This window comes from Kitasatospora sp. NPDC056076 (genome assembly GCF_042266305.1).
Taxonomy (GTDB): domain Bacteria; phylum Actinomycetota; class Actinomycetes; order Streptomycetales; family Streptomycetaceae; genus Kitasatospora.
In genome coordinates this window covers 60,163-77,491 of record NZ_JBHJWG010000032.1, presented here as the reverse complement: position 1 = coordinate 77,491, position 17,329 = coordinate 60,163, and the positions used below count along the sequence as shown (strand labels likewise).

Here is a 17,329-nt window from a genome sequence, read left to right as displayed (position 1 = left end):
CCGGTGTTCGGAATGTCCTCGGTTACCCCCACGCTACTCCGCCGCAGCCTCCCCCGGCGCCGGTCAGCGCGTCAGTCGACCAGGGGGAGGTAGACCTTGTTGCCCTGGGCGGCGAACTCGGCGGACTTCTCGGCCATGCCGGCCAGCGCCTCGGCGTCGAAGTCCGTCGTGACGGCGGTGGAGCCGTCCCCGTGCTCGTCGCGGATCTTCTGGGAGATCTTCATCGAGCAGAACTTCGGGCCGCACATGGAGCAGAAGTGCGCGGTCTTGGCCGGCTCGGCGGGGAGGGTCTCGTCGTGGAAGTCGCGGGCGGTCTCCGGGTCGAGGGCCAGGTTGAACTGGTCCTCCCAGCGGAACTCGAAGCGGGCGTCGGAGAGGGCGTCGTCCCAGGCCTGGGCGCCGGGGTGGCCCTTGGCGAGGTCGGCGGCGTGGGCGGCGATCTTGTAGGTGATCACGCCGGTCTTGACGTCGTCCCGGTTCGGCAGGCCCAGGTGCTCCTTGGGCGTGACGTAGCAGAGCATCGCGGTGCCCCACCAGGCGATCATCGCGGCGCCGATGCCCGAGGTGATGTGGTCGTAGCCGGGGGCGACGTCGGTGGTGAGGGGGCCGAGGGTGTAGAACGGCGCCTCGTCGCAGATCTCCTTCTGGAGATCCATGTTCTCCTTGATCTTGTTCATCGGGACGTGGCCCGGGCCCTCGATCATCACCTGGACGTCGCGCTCGCGGGCGATCCGGCCGAGCTCGCCGAGGGTCTGCAGTTCGGCGAACTGGGCCTCGTCGTTGGCGTCGGCGATGGAGCCGGGCCGCAGGCCGTCACCGAGCGAGAAGGTGACGTCGTAGGCGGCCAGGATGTCGCAGAGTTCCTCGAAGTTGGTGTAGAGGAAGTTCTCCTGGTGGTGCGCCAGGCACCAGGCCGCCATGATCGAGCCGCCGCGGGAGACGATGCCGGTCTTGCGGCGCGCGGTGAGCGGGACGTACCGCAGCAGCACGCCCGCGTGGACGGTCATGTAGTCGACGCCCTGCTCGCACTGCTCGATGACGGTGTCGCGGTAGACCTCCCAGCTGAGCTCCTCGGCCCTGCCGTCGACCTTCTCCAGCGCCTGGTAGAGCGGCACGGTGCCGATCGGCACGGGGGAGTTGCGCAGGATCCACTCGCGGGTGGTGTGGATGTTGCGGCCGGTGGAGAGGTCCATGACGGTGTCGGCGCCCCAGCGGGTGGCCCAGGTCATCTTCTCCACCTCCTCCTCGATCGAGGAGGTGACGGCGGAGTTGCCGATGTTGGCGTTGATCTTCACCAGGAAGTTGGTGCCGATGACGGCCGGCTCCACCTCGGGGTGGTTCACGTTCACCGGGATGACGGCGCGGCCGCGGGCCACCTCGTCCCGCACGAACTCCGGCTCCAGGCCCTCGCGCAGCGCCACGAACTCCATCTCCGGCGTCACCACGCCCCGCTTGGCGTAGGCGAGTTGGGTGACGGCGACGCCGCCGCGGCCACGCAGCGGGCGGCGCGGGCGGCCGGGGAAGACCGCGTCCAGGTTGCGCAGGTTCCCGCCGCGCGGGGAGGTGTGCTTGATCCCGTCGTCCTCGGGGCGCGCCTCGCGGCCGTCGTACTCCTCGACGTCGCCGCGCTGGCGGATCCAGGCGTCGCGCAGGGCGGGCAGCCCGCGCCGCACGTCGGGCTCGTACGCCGGGTCGGTGTACGGGCCGGAGGTGTCGTACAGCGGCACGGTCCGGCCGTTGGTGAGCTGCACCTCGCGGTACGGGGCCCGCAGGTCGGGGCGGGATCCGTCGCGGTAGGCCTTGCGCCAGGCCGGGGTGGGGTAGCCGGTGCGCTCGCTGCTGGGCGTGCTGCGGGCAGGCTGCGGCTGTGCTTCGAACGTGGTCATCTGACCTTCACTCCCTACGCCGGCATTACCCGGTCCAGGTTCCTGCGGTCGACGCAGCCGTCGGTCCGTCCGTCGACGGTCCGGTCAGCGTCCTCTCAGCCCGGTGCTCCGAGCTCCCGCGTCGCAGGCGGTGTTGCCTGCACATGACGCCAACACGGTAGCGAGCCGATCGCCGCAGGTCCAGACGGTCCCCGAAACGGATCCGCGGGGGGAACGGCCGAGGCCCGGCCCCCGCGAACGGGGTGCCGGGCCTCCGGAGGTGCTCCGCGCGGTGCGCGGAGCGGGGTCAGTTCTTGGCGGCCTTCTTGACCAGGATCACCACGGCGGCGGCGATGCCGACGACCACCAGCAGCTTGATCACGATGCTCAGCAGGGCGCCGACCACGCCGAACACGAAGGCGATGACGTTCCAGGCCAGCACCAGGACCAGCACCGGGATGACGATGTTGCGCACCCAGGAGGGCAGCGACTTCCAGAGCTCAGCCATGTCGGTTCCTCTTCTCCCCTCGGGTCGGCCGCCGTCCGGTAACCGCATCCCGCTTGCTTTCGATGCTTCGAGCTTACGGCGGCGGAAGCGGCGGAACGAGGGCCTTCGGCCCGGAGAGAACCCCTAGATCACCCCGATCCCACCCCCCGGGGGGACCCCCGAGAAACGGCGGGGGGACGGGTCAGACCGGCCAGCGCTCGCCGCGCCAGGCGGCGTCCCAGAACATCCACTCGTAGCGCGAGGTGGTCGTGAAGTGCCCGACCACCCGGCGGCGTTCGGCCGCCGAGAGCTCCTCGCCGAGCCGGTCGGTGAGCGCCAGCACCCGGCGGACCACGGACTGGAAGGCCTCGTCGCCGTAGGTGGCGATCCACTTGGCGTACAGCGGGTCGGGGGAGCCCTGGGCGAGCAGCGCCTCGCCGACCCGGGCGTAGATCCAGTAGCAGGGCAGCACCGCGCCGAGCGCCTCGGCGAAGGACCCGCCGTACACGGTGGCCAGCAGGTAGCTGGTGTAGGCGCGGGTGGTCGGCAGCACCGGTTCGGCGGCGGCCTCCTCGGCGGTGCCGCCGAAGGCGGTCAGGAACTCGGCGTGCATGCCCTGCTCGGCGGCGAGCGCGCCGACCGCGTCGTCGGCGAAGGCCCGCACGTCGGCCTCGCCGGGGGCCTTGGCGGCGCAGACGGCGAGGGCGCGGGCGTAGTCGCGCAGGTAGTGCGAGTCCTGGACGACGAAGTGGCGGAAGGCCTCGCGCGGCAGGGTGCCGTCGGTGAGGCCGCCGATGAAGGGGTGGGCGAGGATCTCGGCGTAGATCGGCTCGATCGACGCCCAGAGCTCTTCGCTGAGGCTACGGGTCATGCCCACGACCCTACGACGGCTGCGCCCCCGCCCTTCGGCTCCGTCGCGTCCGCCTCCGGGACCAGGGGCGTTCGGCACCAACTCGTCCGGTGGGAGCTTCCCCCGGAGCGGGCCGCCTGTCAGGCTTGGGCGGCATGAAGGGTTTCGTCATCAAGACACTGATCAACGCGGCGGCCATCTGGGTCGCCGCCTGGATCGTCAGCGGCATCCAACTCGCCGAGGGCAAGGCCGACTGGCAGCACAAGACGCTGACGGTGCTCGGCGTCGCCGTCGTCTTCGGCCTCATCAACTGGCTGATCAAGCCGGTCGTGAAGCTGTTCTCGTTCCCGTTGTTCATCCTCACGCTGGGCCTGATCACCTTCGTGATCAACGCCCTGATGCTGCTGCTCACCTCGTGGGCCTCCACCAAGCTGGAGTTGGACTTCCACGTGTCCACCTTCGGCTCCGCGCTGGTCGGTTCACTGATCATCAGCCTGGTCTCCTGGGGTCTGCACCTGGCCCTGGACGACGACTGATCCGTCGTGCGCGGTGTCGCACGCGGCCGTGGAAGGGGCCCGTGCCCGGGTGGGTGGTCCACCGGGCACGGTCCCCTTCGTCGTCCCCGGGGGTCCCCGGCCGTCGCCCCCGGGGCGCACCGAGCACCCGGCGCGCCCCGGCCCGACCCGCTCACCCCGCGTCGCACCCCCGCAGGATGTCCGCGAGCTCGGCGTCCAGCTCCTTCCCGATGGACTCCCCGCCCACCGGCACCAGCCGGTCCGCCCGGGCCAGGAAGGCGGTCAGCGGCGCCGCCGGGGCGTGCAGCACGGCGTGCCCGTTGGGGGAGCACAGCGCGATGCGGACCTCGGCGGGCTCCCCGCCGAGCGGCCGGACGCGCACGTCGCCCTCGCCGGACGGGCCGCCGAGGCCGTCCAGCAGCAGCTCGCGCGCGAACACCCAGGTGACCGGGGCGTCACCGGGCAGGTGGAAGGTGAACCGGACCGCGTAGGGATCGCCCGCCTCGTACGCGAGGTCCACCACGGTGCGGAAGGACAGCTCGGGCGAGACCACGAGGTTCATCGCCAGGTGCCCCTGGACAGTGCTGTGCTGCATGGCGCCGGTACCTCTCTTCTGCTCTTCTGCCGGTGTTTCGACCCTTTCCCGGGGTTTCGACCGTTTCCCTCCGCGGGGAGACTCACGCACAACGCTCCAGCCCCGGAGGTCACCATGGGCCCCGACAACCGAACCCCGCCGCCGCGCCCGGTGGTCAAACGGACCGCGCGGGCGATCCTGCTGGAGCTGGACCCGGACGATCCGCACGGTCCGGCCTCGATCGTGCTGATCCGGCGGGTCCGGCCCGGGGCGCCGCACCCGTACTGGATCACCCCGGGCGGCGGCGTCGAGCGCGAGGACCGCACCGTGGTCGAGGCGCTGCACCGCGAGGTGGACGAGGAACTGGGCGGCAAGGTCGTGGACGTGGTGCCCGCCTTCGTCGACACCATCAGTCACACCCACCACGACGACGGCACCCCGCTGCACCCGCACGGGGTCAAGGTGCAGCACTTCTTCGTCTGCCGGCTGGCCTCGATGGACCTCAGCCGACGGCACGGTCCCGAGGTGACGGACCCGAACGGCGAGTACGAGGTGGTCCGGCTGCCGTTCACCCGCGAGGGCGTGACCTCGGTGAACGTCGTCCCGCCCCGGCTCCGGGCGTACCTCGCGGCCAACATCGAGGGCATCCGCGCGCTCCTCGCGCCCGACCTCGGCTGAGCCCCGGGGCCGGTCCCCGACGCCGGCCCGGCGCTACCCGGCCGCCAGTTCGCCGACCAGGTCGTGCCGGATCCGCTCGGCCGGCAGCCCCGCCCGCAGCAGCACCCCGACCCCGCGCCGGACCATCGCGGGCGGGCCGCTGAGCACCGCCTCCCGACCGTCCCACGGGCCGAACCGGCCCACCACCTCGGGAAGTTCACCGGTCAGCGCACCCCCGGCCGGGCCGGTGCCGGACAGCACCGGCCGCACCGTCAGCCAGGGCAGCCGCCCGGCCAGCTCGCGCAGCCCGTCCAGGTCGTACAACTCGGCGGCGCTGCGGGCCCCGTAGAACACCTCGACGCTGCGGCCGGAGGCGCCGTGCTCGGCCGCCTCCTCGACCAGGGCGCGGATCGGCGCGATGCCGGTGCCGCCGCCGAGGCAGAGCAGATCGGGACCGGAGGCGTGGTCGACGGTCATCCCGCCGGCTGCCGGGCCCAGCCGCAGCACGTCCCCGGGGGCGGCCCGGCGCACCAGCGCGTTGCTCACCCAGCCCGCCTGGACGGCCTTGACGTGGAAGACCAGCAGCCCGTCCGGGCGAGGGGCGGAGGCAAAGGAGTAGTGCCGCCAGACCCGCGGCCACCAGGGCGTCTCCAGGCTGCAGTACTGGCCGGCCCGGAACGGGTACGCCTGGTCGGGGCGGACGGTGAGCACCGCGACGTCCCGGGTGCGCTGCTCGTGCCGCACCACCTCGCCCTGCCACCACGGCGGCGAGGTGCGGGCGGCCTCCTCGGCGGCCTCGATCATGATCGTGGAGATCAGCCGGTAGGCGCGGCGCCAGGCCAGTTCCGTCGCCGCGTCCCAGCGGCCGCCCGCGTACCGGGCCAGCGCCTGCACCAGGCACTCCCCCACCGGGGCGTAGTGGCCGGTCAGGGTGCCGTAACGGCGGTGGCCGCGGCCCAGTTCGCTCAGCCGGGTGCGCAGCGCGACCGGGTCCTCGGCGCCGCGGGCGGCGGCCAGCAGGGCGCGGAACAGCCGGTCGCGCTGGACGTCCATGGCGGCGGGGAAGAGCGGGCGGACCTCGGGGTGCTGCAGGAAGAGCAGGGCGTAGAAGTGCGCGGTGGCCCGGTCGGCGACCGGTTCGACGAGCGCGAGGCTGTCCCGGATCAGTGCGATGTCCTGGGCGGTGAGCGGGAGTTCGGTCGGGTCGACACCGGTGGCGGGGGCGGGCACGGCGGCGGTCGGGGCAGCGGCCAGGGCCTGCGGCTGGGGCTGGAGCTGGGACGCAGGCTGGTGCTGGACCGCCCAGGCGTCGCTCCAACTGTCACCCGGACCGGCCCAGTTGAGGCTGGGAGCGTCGACGAACAGGGACTGGAAGGCGGGGGCGGTCCCCGTGGTCGACGACGTCTCCGGGTAGCTCGGCGCGGGGACGATCGGCGGCTCGGTGGGCGGCGGCGGCACGACCGGCCCGGTCCGCACCGGGGCCGCCACCGACGCGGACTCCGCCACAGCGACCGGCTCCACCAGCGGCACGGGCTCCGCCACCGACGCGGGCGGCAGGTCGGGCGGGTCCAGCGGCATCGGCGGCCGCGCGGGCTCCGCCTCCGGCAGGCCCGGGACGGAGGCGGCCCCCGCCGAGCCGTGCCCGGTGCGGATCAGAAGTGTTCTGCGGGACTTCACCGCTACGTTTCGAGTAACCAAGAGAATCGTTTCGCCTCCGGCCGGCCTGCGCCACCACCTGGCTTGTCTCTGCTGACGCCTAGGCAGCGTGGCACGCCCGAACTGCTCATCCGACAAATCGCGGGAAGCCCGGACACCCGGCCGGGGAACGCGCTACTCTCACACGATCGGTGGTCGCCCTGAGTGCCGAGCAGCACACCCAGGGCGACCCCGCCCTGCTCACAGCTGCCGCAGCAGCATCCCGGGTTGCTCGACGCAGTCCGCCACGAACCGCAGGAACCCGCCCGCCGTCCCGCCGTCGCAGACCCGGTGGTCGAAGGTGAAGGACAGCTGCGTCACCTCGCGCACCGCCAACTCCCCGCCGTGCACCCAGGGTTTGGCCACGATCCGACCGACCCCGAGCATCGCCGCCTCCGGGTGGTTGAGGATCGGGGTGGACCCGTCCACACCGAACACCCCGTAGTTGTTCAACGTGAAGGTGCCGCCGGTCAGTTCGGCCAAGGTCAGCGACCCGACGCGCGCCGCCCCGGTCAACCGTGCCAGCTCCTCGCCGAGTTGCTCGGTGCTGCGGGTGTGCGCGTCCCGGACCACCGGGACGACCAGTCCGCGCTCGCCCTGGGCGGCGAAGCCCAGGTGCACCGCCGAGTGCCGCACGATGCCCGAACCGTCCTCCGTCGCACTGGAGTTGAGCTCGGGGAAGCGGGCCAGCGCGACCGTGCAGATCCGGGCCAGCAGCGCCAGCACGCTCACCTTCGGGCCCGGGGCGGCGTTCAACTGCCGCCGCAGTGCCATCAGTTCGGTGGCGTCCGCATCCACCCAGCAGGTCGCGGCCGGGATCTCCCGGTGGCTGCGGCCGAGCTTCTCGGCCACCGCCTTGCGCAGCCCGCGCAGCGGGACGACCGTGTCCGGCCCGGCCGGTACGGGCGCGGCGACCGCCGCAGCGGCCACCGGGCCGGCCGCCTTGGCCGCGACCGCGCGTTCGACGTCCGCCCGCATGATCAGCCCGTCCGGCCCGCTCCCGGCGAGCGCGGTCAGATCGACCCCCTGCTCCCGGGCCAGCCGCCGCACCAACGGCGAGATCACCGGCACCACGACCGGAGCCACCGGCACCACCGGCGCCACCGCAGCCGCAACAGCCACAGCCGGAGCCGGAGCCGCAACAACGGAAGCACCGGGAGCAACGGGAGCAACCGCACCGACCCGGCGCCGCCGCCCGCCCTTGCTCTCGAGCACCCCGTACCCGACCAACGGCCGCTCGACCTCGGCGACAGCGGCAACGACACCGGCAGCGGCGAGCTCCTCGCCCACCCCCGCCGCCGACGCCACCGCGACCGTCACCAGCGGCGCGCCCACGGCGATCTCCTCGCCCTCCGCGCCGTACCGCGCGGTGACCACCCCGCCGTACGGGCAGGGCACCTCCACCACGGCCTTGGCCGTCTCCACCTCCACCACCGGCTGGTCGACGGCGATCACCTCGCCGACCTCGACCATCCAGCGCACCACCTCCGCCCCGGTGAGTCCCTCACCGAGGTCGGGCAGCCGGAACTCCCGTACGACGGGCATCATCCTCGGTCCTCCCACTGCAGCCGGGCGACCGCGTCCAGGATCCGGTCCACCCCGGGCAGGTGGTGGTGCTCCAGCATCGGCGGCGGGTACGGGATGTCGAAGCCGGTGACCCGCAGCACGGGCGCGGCCAGGTGGTGGAAGCACCGCTCGGTGACCCGGGCGGCGATCTCCGCGCCGGTGCCGCCGAAGCCGCTGGCCTCGTGCACCACCACGGCCCGGCCGATCGAGCGCACCACCCGGGTGACCGTCTCGTCGTCGAAGGGCACCAGGGTGCGCAGGTCGAGCACCGCGAGGTCCCAGCCCTCCGCCTGCGCGGCCTCGGCCGCCTCCAGGCAGACCGGCAGCGAGGGCCCGTAGGTGATCAGCACCGCGGAGGTGCCGGTGCGGCGCAGCGCGGCCCGGCCGATCGGCTCGACCGGCGCGGACGGGTCGAACCCGTCCTTGCCCCAGTAGAGCCGCTTGGGCTCCAGGAAGACCACCGGGTCGTCGGAGGCGATCGAGGCGCGCAGCAGCCCGTAGGCGTCGCCGACCGTCCCGGGGGTGACCACGTGCAGGCCGGGGGTGCTGGTGTAGTACGCCTCGGAGGCGTCGCTGTGGTGCTCGACGCCGCCGATGCCGCCGCCGTACGGGATGCGTACGGTGATCGGCAGCGGGAGCTTGCCGCCGGTGCGGTTGCGCATCTTGGCGACGTGCGAGAACAGCTGCTCCAGCGCCGGGTAGGCGAAGGCGTCGAACTGCATCTCGACCACCGGGCGCAGCCCGTACATCGCCATGCCGATCGCGGTGCCGAGGATGCCGGCCTCGGCGAGCGGGGTGTCCAGGCAGCGGTCGGGGCCGAACTCGGCGGTGAGCCCGTCGGTGATCCGGAAGACCCCGCCGAGCGCGCCGACGTCCTCGCCGAGCACGTGGACGGTGGGGTCCTCGCGCAGGGCGTCCCGCAGCGCGGAGTTGAGCGCCTGCGCCATCGACGCCGTGCGGGCGGTACCGGCGGCAGGGGCGGAAACAGCGGTGGACATCAGTGCTGCACCTCGGCTTCGGCGGCCAGCTCGGCGGCCAACTGGGCTGCCTGCTCCCGCAGTTGCGGGGTCGGCTCGGCGTAGACGTGGGTGAACAGGGCCATCGGGTCGAGCTCCGGGTCGGCGTGGAACTCGGCCCGCATCCGGGCCGCCAGCGCCTCCGCCTCGTCGGCGGCGTCCTGCACCAGCCCGTCGTCCAGGACGCCGAGTCCGCGCAGTGCGCGGTCCAGCAGCAGGATCGGGTCGTGCTCCCGCCAGGCCTCCACCTCGGGTTCGGTGCGGTAGCGGGTGGCGTCGTCGGCGTTGGTGTGGGCCTCGATCCGGTAGGTGAGGGCCTCGATCAGGGTCGGGCCCCCGCCGGCCCGGGCCCGCTCGACGGCTTCGCCGAGCACCGCGTGCACGGCGGGCGCGTCGTTGCCGTCGACCAGTCGGCCTGGCATGCCGTAGCCGACCGCCTTGTGGGCGAGGCTGGGTGCGGCGGACTGCGCGCTGAGCGGGACGGAGATCGCGTAGCCGTTGTTCTGCACCAGGAAGACGACCGGCGCCCGCAGCACGGCGGCGAAGTTCAGCGCCTCGTGGAAGTCGCCCTCGCTGGTGCCGCCGTCGCCGAGCATGGCCAGCGCGACCACCGGTTCGCCGCGCAGCCGGGCGGCGTGCGCCAGTCCGACGGCGTGCGGGGCCTGGGTGCCGAGCGGGGTGCAGAGCGGGGCGGTCCGGCTGGCGCGGGGGTCGTAGCCGGTGTGGGCGTTGCCGCGCAGCAGGGTCAGCGCCTCCAGCGGGTCGACCCCGCGGGAGACCACGGCGAGGGTGTCGCGGTAGCTGGGGAACAGCCAGTCGCGTTCGCCGAGCACCAGGGCGGCGGCGACCTGGCAGGCCTCCTGCCCGGTGGAGGCCGGGTAGACGGCGAGGCGGCCCTGCTTGGTCAGGGTGGTGGCCTGCTGGTTGTAGCGCCGGCCGACGACGAGTCGCCGGTAGAGCTCGCGCAGCAGCGCCGGGTCCTGCTTCTCCAACGCGGGGGTGCCGAGCACCCGGACGGGGGAGACGTCCGGGAGAAGGGGGGCCGGATCCGTGCGCGGAGCGGTGGCCCCGGGCATCCAGCCGGGCACACCGGTGTGGTGTCTGTGGTCGAGAACGGTCATCTCGGGGCACCTCCAGGGGTGGCGGGGGCTCCCTACCGATTGTTCGGTCGTCTGTTCATCTTGACCAGAAGCGTGACAAGGTGGTGGACATTCGGCCCGAGCGGCGGTCGACTGGTGGCAGTGTGTCCAATCGGCGAGGGTGGGGGGTCATGTCGGCTGAACAGATGTCCAGACTCGACCGGGTCGACCGGGCGATCCTGCGGCTGCTGCAGCAGGACGGTCGAGCCTCGATCCGCTCGGTGGCCGAGCGGGTGCACGTGTCCCGGGCGAACGCCTACGCCCGGATCTCCAGGATGGTCGAGGACGGCATCATCCGCGGCTTCACCGCCCGGGTGGACCACGAACGGGCAGGTCAGGGCGCGTCCGCGTACATCACCCTGAAAATCGTCCAGAACTCCTGGCGCACCGTGCGCGAGCAGCTGCTGGCGCTGCCCGGGGTCGCCCACATCGCCCTGGTCGGCGGGGACTTCGACGTCCTGCTGCTGGTGCACACCGCCGACAACCACGCCCTGCGGGACCTGGTCCTCAACCGGATCCAGTCCATCCCGCAGGTGCTCGGTACACAAACCATGCTGGTGTTCGAGGAGACCGACCAGGTGCCCCCCGACTAGGCCCGCCGGGTCAGCGCGCCCGCAGCCCGTCGAAGGCCAGGTGCACCACGGCGTCCGCGACCCCGTCGGCCGCCTTCAACCCCGGCCGGTACCACTCCACGATCGAGTTGATCATCCCGAACAGCAGCCGGGTGGCCAGCCGCGGCTCCACGTCCCCGCGCAGCGAGCCGTCCGCGACGGCCGCCCGCACCAGCTCCGCCACCTGGTGGTCGAAGTCCCGCCGCCGCTCCAGCGCCCACAGCTCGGTGGCCGTGTTGCCGCGCACCCGCAGCAGCAGCGTCACGTACGGCAGCTCCGCCAGCAGCACCTCCGCGGTGCGCCGCACCACGTGCTCCAGCCGCTCCACCGCCGGGCCCGCCACCGCCTCCGGCTCGGCCAGGATCGCGAACAGCCCGTCCAGCGCCCGCCCGACGGCCAGCCGCAGCAGCTCCTCCTTGCCGCGGACGTGGTGGTAGATCGAGGACTTGGAGATCCCGGCCGCCCGGGAGAGGTCCTCCATCGACGTGCCGTCGTATCCGCGCTCGTTGAACACGTCGACGGTCACCGCGAGCAGTGACTCGACGGTGTAGGCGGTGCGCGTGGTGTGATCGGCCATCCTCCGAGTATCCCCGGCCGCCGAGCGGGGTACGCGATCGGGTCCGGCCGGTCCGCTCCGGAGGGAGCCGGTCCGCACCGTCCGGAGCCGGTCCACACCGGCCGGAGCTGGTCCACACCATCCGGAGGGGGGACCGCCTAGAATCTGCGGACGATCGTCCACGTCCAGCAGGCTGGGGTCCGCAGCTGATGAACGCAATACCGGCAGTCTCCTCCGACCTGCCCGAGGACGTGCCCGACCAGCGCGGCGAGGACCCGGCGGGCGTCACCCCCACCTGGCAGGACCGCGCCCGGGCCCTGGTGGTGCGGTTCGGACCGGCCGTGTGGTGCTACGCCGTGCTCAAGCTGGTCGGCTTCACCGTCTTCATGAAGCTGCTCTCCTTCTCCGGCGACTACGCGAAGAAGCCGGCCCGTTTCGGCGGCGGCACCAACCCCTGGGACGTGCTGGCCAGCTGGGACGGCTGGTGGTACCAGCAGGTCGCCCAGTTCGGCTACCACCCGGCGCTGGTCCCGATCCCGGGCGGCCAGCCGGGCTTCACCATCGAGCAGAACTCGGCGGCCTTCTTCCCGCTCTACCCCGGCCTGATGCGGCTCACCTCGGACGCCACCGGCCTCGGCCTGTACGGCGCCGGGATGCTGGTCTCGGTGCTGGCCTCGCTGTTCGCGGCGGCCGGGATCTACGCCGTGGTGGAGAAGCTGTCCGGCCCCCGGGCGGGCGTGATCGCGGCCGGGATCTGGGCGATCGCCCCCGGCTCGGGCGCCGAGTGGGCCGTCTACTCGGACTCGCTGTTCGTCGCGCTGGCCGCCTGGGCCTGCTACTTCACGATGACCAAGCAGTGGGTCGCGGCCGGGGCGGTCACCCTGGTCGCCGGGCTCAACCGGCCGACCTCGGCGGCGCTGATCGGCGCCGTCGGCCTGGCCGCGCTGGTCGAGCTGTACCGCCGGGAGAGCGGGGTGCTGCGCCCGCTGGCGGCGATGCTGCTGGCCCCGCTGGGCCTGCTCGGCTACGTGGCCTGGGTGGGCTGGCGGACCGGCGAGTGGGGCGGCTACTTCCGGATCCAGCACGACGCCTGGCTGCACTACTTCGACGGCGGCCAGGGCACCTGGCAGGCGATCCGCGGCGTGCTGCTGGGGCGGGGCGACTACCCCTTCGCGTTCCCGGTGCCGGACCTGCTGGCCACCCTGATCGTGTTCAGCCTGCCGGTGCTGATCGTGCTGCTGGTCCGGCTGCGCCCGCCACTGGTGCTGACCGCCTACACCCTGGCCACGATCGTCTCGGTGCTCGGCAGCCTGGGCATCTTCGGCAACGTCTCGCGCTACCTGCTGCCGGCGTTCCCGCTGTTCATCGCGCTGGCGGTGGGGATGCGCAAACTCAGCTGGCCGGTGCTGGCGACGGTCCTGGGGACGGGCGCGATCGCCTCGGGCTGGTACGCCGGGTTCGTGATCTTCGAGCTGGGCGTGCCGTAGACCGGTCCACCCGGTCGCACAACCGGTCCACCCGAGCGCGCACAGGGGCGGTGTCCTACGGGACCCGCCCCTTCCCCGTTCCCGGCGGAATCCGTCCCCCACGCCCTCTTGAGCCGACCGATCGTTCGGTTACCCTGTGACGTGTCCCGTCCTCCCCTCTGAGGAGCGCACAGATGCCCGCAGCGGTCACCCACCCCCTCGTCGGCGAGCTGGTCGAGCGCCACCAGGCCACCCTGGACGCCGCGCTCGCCGCCGCCGCGACGCGCGACTACTGGTCCGCCTACCCCGAGTTCCCGAAGGCCTACGGCGAGAGCGGCCCGGCCGACGGCAAGGCCGCCTTCGACGCCCTTCTCGGCCGGCCCTTCGTCCTCGACGGCCACCCCGGCGACGGCGACCAGGTCGGCGGCGAGGTCTCGCCGTACGGCATCGAGCTGGGCATCACCTACCCGCACGCCGGCCCGGACGCCCTGGTCGCCGCGCTCGACGCCGCCCGGCCCGGGTGGGCCGCCGCCTCCCCGCTGGAGCGCGCCGCCGTCTGCCTGGAGATCCTGCGGCGGATCAACGCCCGCTCCCACGAGTTCGCCCAGGCCGTCATGCACACCACCGGCCAGGCCTACGGGATGGCCTTCCAGGCCGGCGGGCCGCACGCCCAGGACCGCGGCCTGGAGGCCGTCGCCTACGCGTACGCCGAGCAGACCCGGCTGCCGCGGCAGGCCGGCTGGACCAAGCCCCAGGGCAAGCGCGAGCCGCTGGTGATGACCAAGGACTTCACCGTCGTCCCGCGCGGCCTCGCGCTGCTGATCGGCTGCAACACCTTCCCCACCTGGAACGGCTACCCGGGCCTGTTCGCCTCGCTGGCCACCGGCAACCCGGTGCTGGTCAAGCCGCACCCGCGGGCCGTGCTGCCGCTCGCGCTGACCGTCGCGATCGCCCGCGAGGTGCTCGCCGAGGCCGGCTTCGACGCCAACCTGGTCTGCCTGGCCGCCGAGCACGAGGGCGGCACCGTCGCCGCGACCCTCGCGGTCCGCCCCGAGATCCGGATGATCGACTACACCGGCTCCACCGCCTTCGGCGACTGGCTGGAGGAGAACGCCAAGCAGGCCCAGGTCTACACCGAGAAGGCCGGCGTCAACGCGGTCGTCATCGACTCCACCGACGACTACAAGGGCATGCTGGGCAACCTGGCCTTCGCCCTCTCGCTGTACAGCGGCCAGATGTGCACCACCCCGCAGAACGTGCTGATCCCGCGCGGCGGCATCGGCACCGACCAGGGCGACAAGTCCTACGACCAGGTCGTCACCGACCTCGCCGCCGCCATCGAGGGCCTGCTCTCCGACGACGCCCGCGCCGCCGCCATCCTCGGCGCCGTGGTCAACCCGGGCGTGCTCCAGCGCTCGGCCGCCGCGGCCGGCGGCGAGTACGGCGAACTCGCCCTCGCCCCGCGCGCGGTGGTCTCGCCCGACTTCCCCGGCGCGACCGTCCGCACCCCGGCGCTGGTCAAGCTCGACGCCGACAAGCCGGACGACCGCGCGGTGTTCCGCACCGAGTGCTTCGGCCCGGTCTCCTTCGCCGTCGCCGTCGAATCCACCCCCGCCGCCGTGGAGTTGCTGCGCACCACGGTCCGCGAGAAGGGCGCCATGACGGCCTCCGGCTACACCACCTCGCCCGAGGTGGAGGCCCTGCTGGTCGAGGCCGCGCTGGACTCCGGCGTCTCGCTCTCGCTCAACCTCACCGGCGGCGTCTACCCCAACCAGACCGCCGCCTTCTCCGACCTCCACGGCACCGGCGCCAACCCGGCCGCGAACTCCGCGTACTGCGACGGCGCCTTCGTCGCCAACCGGTTCCGCACCGTGGAGATCCGCCGCCACAGCTGAGCCGGCGGGGCCGTCCCGCCCCCGCCCGCACCCCCGGTCCCCCGGTCGGCCACCCGCCACCGGGGGACCGGCGGTTCACAGCTCCACCGGCGCCCGCGATGATGGAGGCTGGGAGAACGCCGGGGACGGCGTAACCGCCCTCCGAACAACGGGAGCTGATACATGGCCGTGAAGCCGACCGAAACCGATGTCGTCATCGTCGGCGCCGGACCGACCGGACTGCTGCTGGCCGGCGACCTCGCCGCCGCCGGGGTCGGCGTCACCGTCCTGGAGAAGCGCGGCACGGAGTCCAACCTCACCCGGGCCTTCGCCGTGCACGCCCGCACCCTGGAGCTGCTGGACGCCCGGGGCCTGGCCGACGAGCTGATCGCCACCGGCCGCCCGCTCAGCGGGCTCAGGATGCTGAACAAGGTCGGCATCGACCTCAGCACGCTGCCCAGCCGCTTCCCGTTCGTCCTGATCACCCCGCAGTACAACGTCGAGCGGGTGCTCCAGGAGCGCGCCGAACGGGCCGGCGCCGTGATCCTGCGCGGCGCCGAGGTCACCGGGCTGCGCCAGGACGCCGAGGCGGTCACCCTGGAGACGGCCGACGGGCAGAGCCACCGGGCCCGCTACGCGGTCGGCACCGACGGCGTCCGCTCCGCCGTGCGCGAGCTGCTCGGCATCGAGTTCCCCGGCGAGTCCGTGGTCGACTCCGTGATGCTCGCCGACGTCCGGCTGGAGCGCGAGCCCGCCGACGCGATCGCCGTCGGGGCCAACAAGGCCGGCTTCTCCTTCGTCGCCCCGTTCGGCGACGGCTGGTACCGGGTCATCGCCTGGGACCGCAACGAGCAGCAGGCCGACGGCGCCACCCCCACCCCCGAGCAGCTCACCGCGATCGTCCAGGCCACCCAGGGCGAGGACTACGGCCTGCACGACGTGCGCTGGAGCTCCACCTTCCACAGCGACGAGCGCCAGGCCCCCCACTACCGCTCCGGCCGGGTCTTCCTGGCCGGCGACGCCGCCCACTGCCACTCCCCGGCCGGCGGCCAGGGCATGAACACCGGCCTCCAGGACGCCGCCAACCTCTCCTGGAAGCTCGCCGCCGCCGTCCGCGGCCGGGCCACCGACGCGCTGCTGGACACCTACCAGGCCGAGCGGCACCCGGTCGGCAGGACGGTGCTGCGCACCTCCGGCGCGCTGATCCGGATCGCCCTCGCCGAGTCCGCCCCCACCCGCGCCCTGCGCGGGGCGCTCACCGCGATCGGCGGCCACCTCGACCTGCTCACCGAGCGCGGCGCCCGGATGGTCTCCGGCATCGAGATCGCCTACCCCGCCCCCAAGGGCGCCCACCCCCAGGTCGGCAAGCGCGTCCCCGACCTCCGGCTGACCTCCCTCAGCAAGCCCGCCGACGGCGAGCCGGCCGGGCCCGAGCGGCTCTACGAGGCGCTGCGCGCCGGGAAGTTCGTCCTGGTGAGCAATGACGAGCTGGCCGCCACCGCGCCCTGGGCGGACCGCCTGGTCTGCGCCGCCCCGGCCGACCCGCACGGCAAGCTGGCCGACACCGTGCTGCTGATCCGCCCGGACGGCTACGTCGCCTGGGGTGCCGTGGACCCCGGCCAGCGCGAGCTGCGCGAGGCCCTCGCGGACTGGCTGGGCGCCCCCGCCGAGGACTGACCGGGGCACCGCGACGAAGGGTCGGCGGGTGCGGCACGGACGCCGCCCCCCGCCGACCCTTCGTTCGGTCGTCGGTTAACCCCGCGCCTTCACGTAGTGCCGCGCCGCCTTCGCCCGGTTCCCGCAGACCGCCATCCGGCACCACCGCCGGCGCCCGTTCTGCGAGGCGTCGAAGAAATGCAGAATGCACGCCTCGTGTGCGCACTGCTTCACCCGGTGGGCGCCCTGTCCGAGCAGCGCGAGGAAGTCGTCGGCCGCCAGCCAGGGTGCCAGCCACTCCGGCCGGTCGGCCTCGACCCGCTCCTCGGCCCCGCCCGGCCCGGCCGTCCGCCGGATCCGTCCGTGCGCCAGCACCGCGTCCAGCCCGGCCCGCGCCCGCTCGCCCAACTCGCCCCGCTCGCGGGCGTCCTGGGCCGCGAGCAGGACCGCCTCGCGGGTCTGCCGGATCGCCGCCAGTCCGGCCGCGTCGGCCGGGCAGCGCTCGGTCAGCCCGTTGGAGGAGAGCCAGATCCCGTACTGCTCCACGTCGGTGAGCGCGTCGTTGACGGGCGTTCCGGACCAGCGGGTGTTGAGCAGGTCGAGGGCGAGCGGCTCGCCGGTCAGCGGTCGGTGGTCCCTCGGGTCCGGCATCAGGTCAGTCATCGCTCTCCCTCGGCTCGGCCCGATTCTACGTCCGCTCCCGCACCGGGAATTGGTGTGGACCGTTCCCGGAACAGCGGCCATTCACTGTATGGAACGCCTGGATTTCCGGCCCTCCACAGTTGACTGTTTTTTAGCAACG

General features: G+C 73.2%; 16 protein-coding genes and 1 riboswitch. Of the genes, 6 read left to right on the top strand and 10 right to left on the bottom strand.

All coding sequences use genetic code 11. From position 1 onward, the window contains the following. Positions 1 to 71: 71 nt before the first annotated feature. The 3 genes from thiC to tenA all read right to left on the bottom strand — a co-directional run bounded on the left by thiC (position 72) and on the right by tenA (position 3,223). Positions 72 to 1,886, bottom strand: a complete 1,815-nt coding sequence (gene thiC, locus ACFC1T_RS25000; protein ID WP_375891923.1) for a phosphomethylpyrimidine synthase ThiC — start codon at positions 1,884 to 1,886, stop codon at positions 72 to 74. Next, a riboswitch (TPP riboswitch) is annotated at positions 1,881 to 2,016 on the bottom strand. It overlaps the preceding gene by 6 nt. A 156-nt stretch (positions 2,017 to 2,172) precedes the next feature. After that, positions 2,173 to 2,373: a DUF5326 family protein gene (locus tag ACFC1T_RS24995; RefSeq protein WP_375891922.1), complete on the bottom strand. Its 201-nt coding sequence runs from the start codon at positions 2,371 to 2,373 to the stop codon at positions 2,173 to 2,175. A 181-nt stretch (positions 2,374 to 2,554) separates the two neighbouring features. Next, the gene (gene tenA, locus ACFC1T_RS24990) at positions 2,555 to 3,223 is read right to left on the bottom strand and encodes a thiaminase II (protein WP_375891921.1); all 669 of its coding nucleotides are present in this window, start codon (positions 3,221 to 3,223) and stop codon (positions 2,555 to 2,557) included. A gap of 134 nt (positions 3,224 to 3,357) precedes the next feature. Between tenA and ACFC1T_RS24985 the strand changes: the two genes are divergently transcribed. After that, on the top strand, positions 3,358 to 3,738 hold the full coding sequence (locus tag ACFC1T_RS24985) for a phage holin family protein (protein WP_360242972.1): 381 nt from the start codon (positions 3,358 to 3,360) through the stop codon (positions 3,736 to 3,738). A gap of 151 nt (positions 3,739 to 3,889) precedes the next feature. Here ACFC1T_RS24985 and ACFC1T_RS24980 read toward each other — a convergent pair whose 3' ends face one another. Next, complete coding sequence (locus ACFC1T_RS24980; RefSeq protein WP_375891919.1) at positions 3,890 to 4,312, bottom strand: SsgA family sporulation/cell division regulator; 423 nt, start codon at positions 4,310 to 4,312, stop codon at positions 3,890 to 3,892. Between the two features lie 114 nt (positions 4,313 to 4,426). On the opposite strand from ACFC1T_RS24980, the gene ACFC1T_RS24975 reads away from it, so the two are divergent. Next, complete coding sequence (locus tag ACFC1T_RS24975) at positions 4,427 to 4,969, top strand: NUDIX domain-containing protein (RefSeq protein ID WP_375891918.1); 543 nt, start codon at positions 4,427 to 4,429, stop codon at positions 4,967 to 4,969. A gap of 33 nt (positions 4,970 to 5,002) precedes the next feature. On the opposite strand, the gene ACFC1T_RS24970 is transcribed toward ACFC1T_RS24975, so the two are convergent. From ACFC1T_RS24970 to pdhA, 4 genes are all read right to left on the bottom strand, one after another. Then, positions 5,003 to 6,625 carry a globin domain-containing protein gene (locus ACFC1T_RS24970; protein WP_375891916.1) on the bottom strand — a complete coding sequence of 541 codons (1,623 nt, stop codon included), beginning with the start codon at positions 6,623 to 6,625 and terminating at the stop codon, positions 5,003 to 5,005. A 219-nt stretch (positions 6,626 to 6,844) separates the two neighbouring features. Further along, positions 6,845 to 8,188, bottom strand: a complete 1,344-nt coding sequence (locus ACFC1T_RS24965; RefSeq protein WP_375891975.1) for a dihydrolipoamide acetyltransferase family protein — start codon at positions 8,186 to 8,188, stop codon at positions 6,845 to 6,847. After that, positions 8,188 to 9,207 (bottom strand): alpha-ketoacid dehydrogenase subunit beta, encoded by a 1,020-nt coding sequence (locus ACFC1T_RS24960; protein WP_375891915.1) that lies wholly within the window; start codon positions 9,205 to 9,207, stop codon positions 8,188 to 8,190. The genes ACFC1T_RS24965 and ACFC1T_RS24960 overlap by 1 nt, the downstream gene beginning before the upstream one ends. Further along, positions 9,207 to 10,346 (bottom strand): pyruvate dehydrogenase (acetyl-transferring) E1 component subunit alpha, encoded by a 1,140-nt coding sequence (gene pdhA / locus ACFC1T_RS24955; RefSeq protein WP_375891913.1) that lies wholly within the window; start codon positions 10,344 to 10,346, stop codon positions 9,207 to 9,209. The genes ACFC1T_RS24960 and pdhA overlap by 1 nt, the downstream gene beginning before the upstream one ends. Positions 10,347 to 10,495: 149 nt before the next feature. Here pdhA and ACFC1T_RS24950 point away from each other — a divergent pair, with 149 nt between their 5' ends. Continuing rightward, positions 10,496 to 10,957 carry an Lrp/AsnC family transcriptional regulator gene (locus ACFC1T_RS24950; protein WP_375891912.1) on the top strand — a complete coding sequence of 154 codons (462 nt, stop codon included), beginning with the start codon at positions 10,496 to 10,498 and terminating at the stop codon, positions 10,955 to 10,957. 10 nt (positions 10,958 to 10,967) lie between these two features. Here ACFC1T_RS24950 and ACFC1T_RS24945 read toward each other — a convergent pair whose 3' ends face one another. Beyond that, positions 10,968 to 11,552, bottom strand: a complete 585-nt coding sequence (locus ACFC1T_RS24945; RefSeq protein ID WP_375891910.1) for a TetR/AcrR family transcriptional regulator — start codon at positions 11,550 to 11,552, stop codon at positions 10,968 to 10,970. A gap of 188 nt (positions 11,553 to 11,740) precedes the next feature. Here ACFC1T_RS24945 and ACFC1T_RS24940 point away from each other — a divergent pair, with 188 nt between their 5' ends. The 3 genes from ACFC1T_RS24940 (at position 11,741) to ACFC1T_RS24930 (ending at position 16,548) form a co-directional block, all read left to right on the top strand. After that, a complete protein-coding gene (locus tag ACFC1T_RS24940; protein ID WP_375891908.1) occupies positions 11,741 to 13,018 on the top strand; it encodes a hypothetical protein in 1,278 nt (425 codons plus the stop codon). A 173-nt stretch (positions 13,019 to 13,191) separates the two neighbouring features. Continuing rightward, positions 13,192 to 14,892, top strand: coding sequence for a phenylacetic acid degradation protein PaaN (gene paaN, locus ACFC1T_RS24935; RefSeq protein ID WP_375891907.1), 1,701 nt, complete (start codon positions 13,192 to 13,194; stop codon positions 14,890 to 14,892). A gap of 162 nt (positions 14,893 to 15,054) precedes the next feature. Continuing rightward, positions 15,055 to 16,548: an FAD-dependent monooxygenase gene (locus tag ACFC1T_RS24930; protein WP_375891905.1), complete on the top strand. Its 1,494-nt coding sequence runs from the start codon at positions 15,055 to 15,057 to the stop codon at positions 16,546 to 16,548. Positions 16,549 to 16,623: 75 nt separating this feature from the next. On the opposite strand, the gene ACFC1T_RS24925 is transcribed toward ACFC1T_RS24930, so the two are convergent. Then, positions 16,624 to 17,190, bottom strand: coding sequence for a CGNR zinc finger domain-containing protein (locus ACFC1T_RS24925; protein WP_375891903.1), 567 nt, complete (start codon positions 17,188 to 17,190; stop codon positions 16,624 to 16,626). Positions 17,191 to 17,329: the final 139 nt, after the last annotated feature.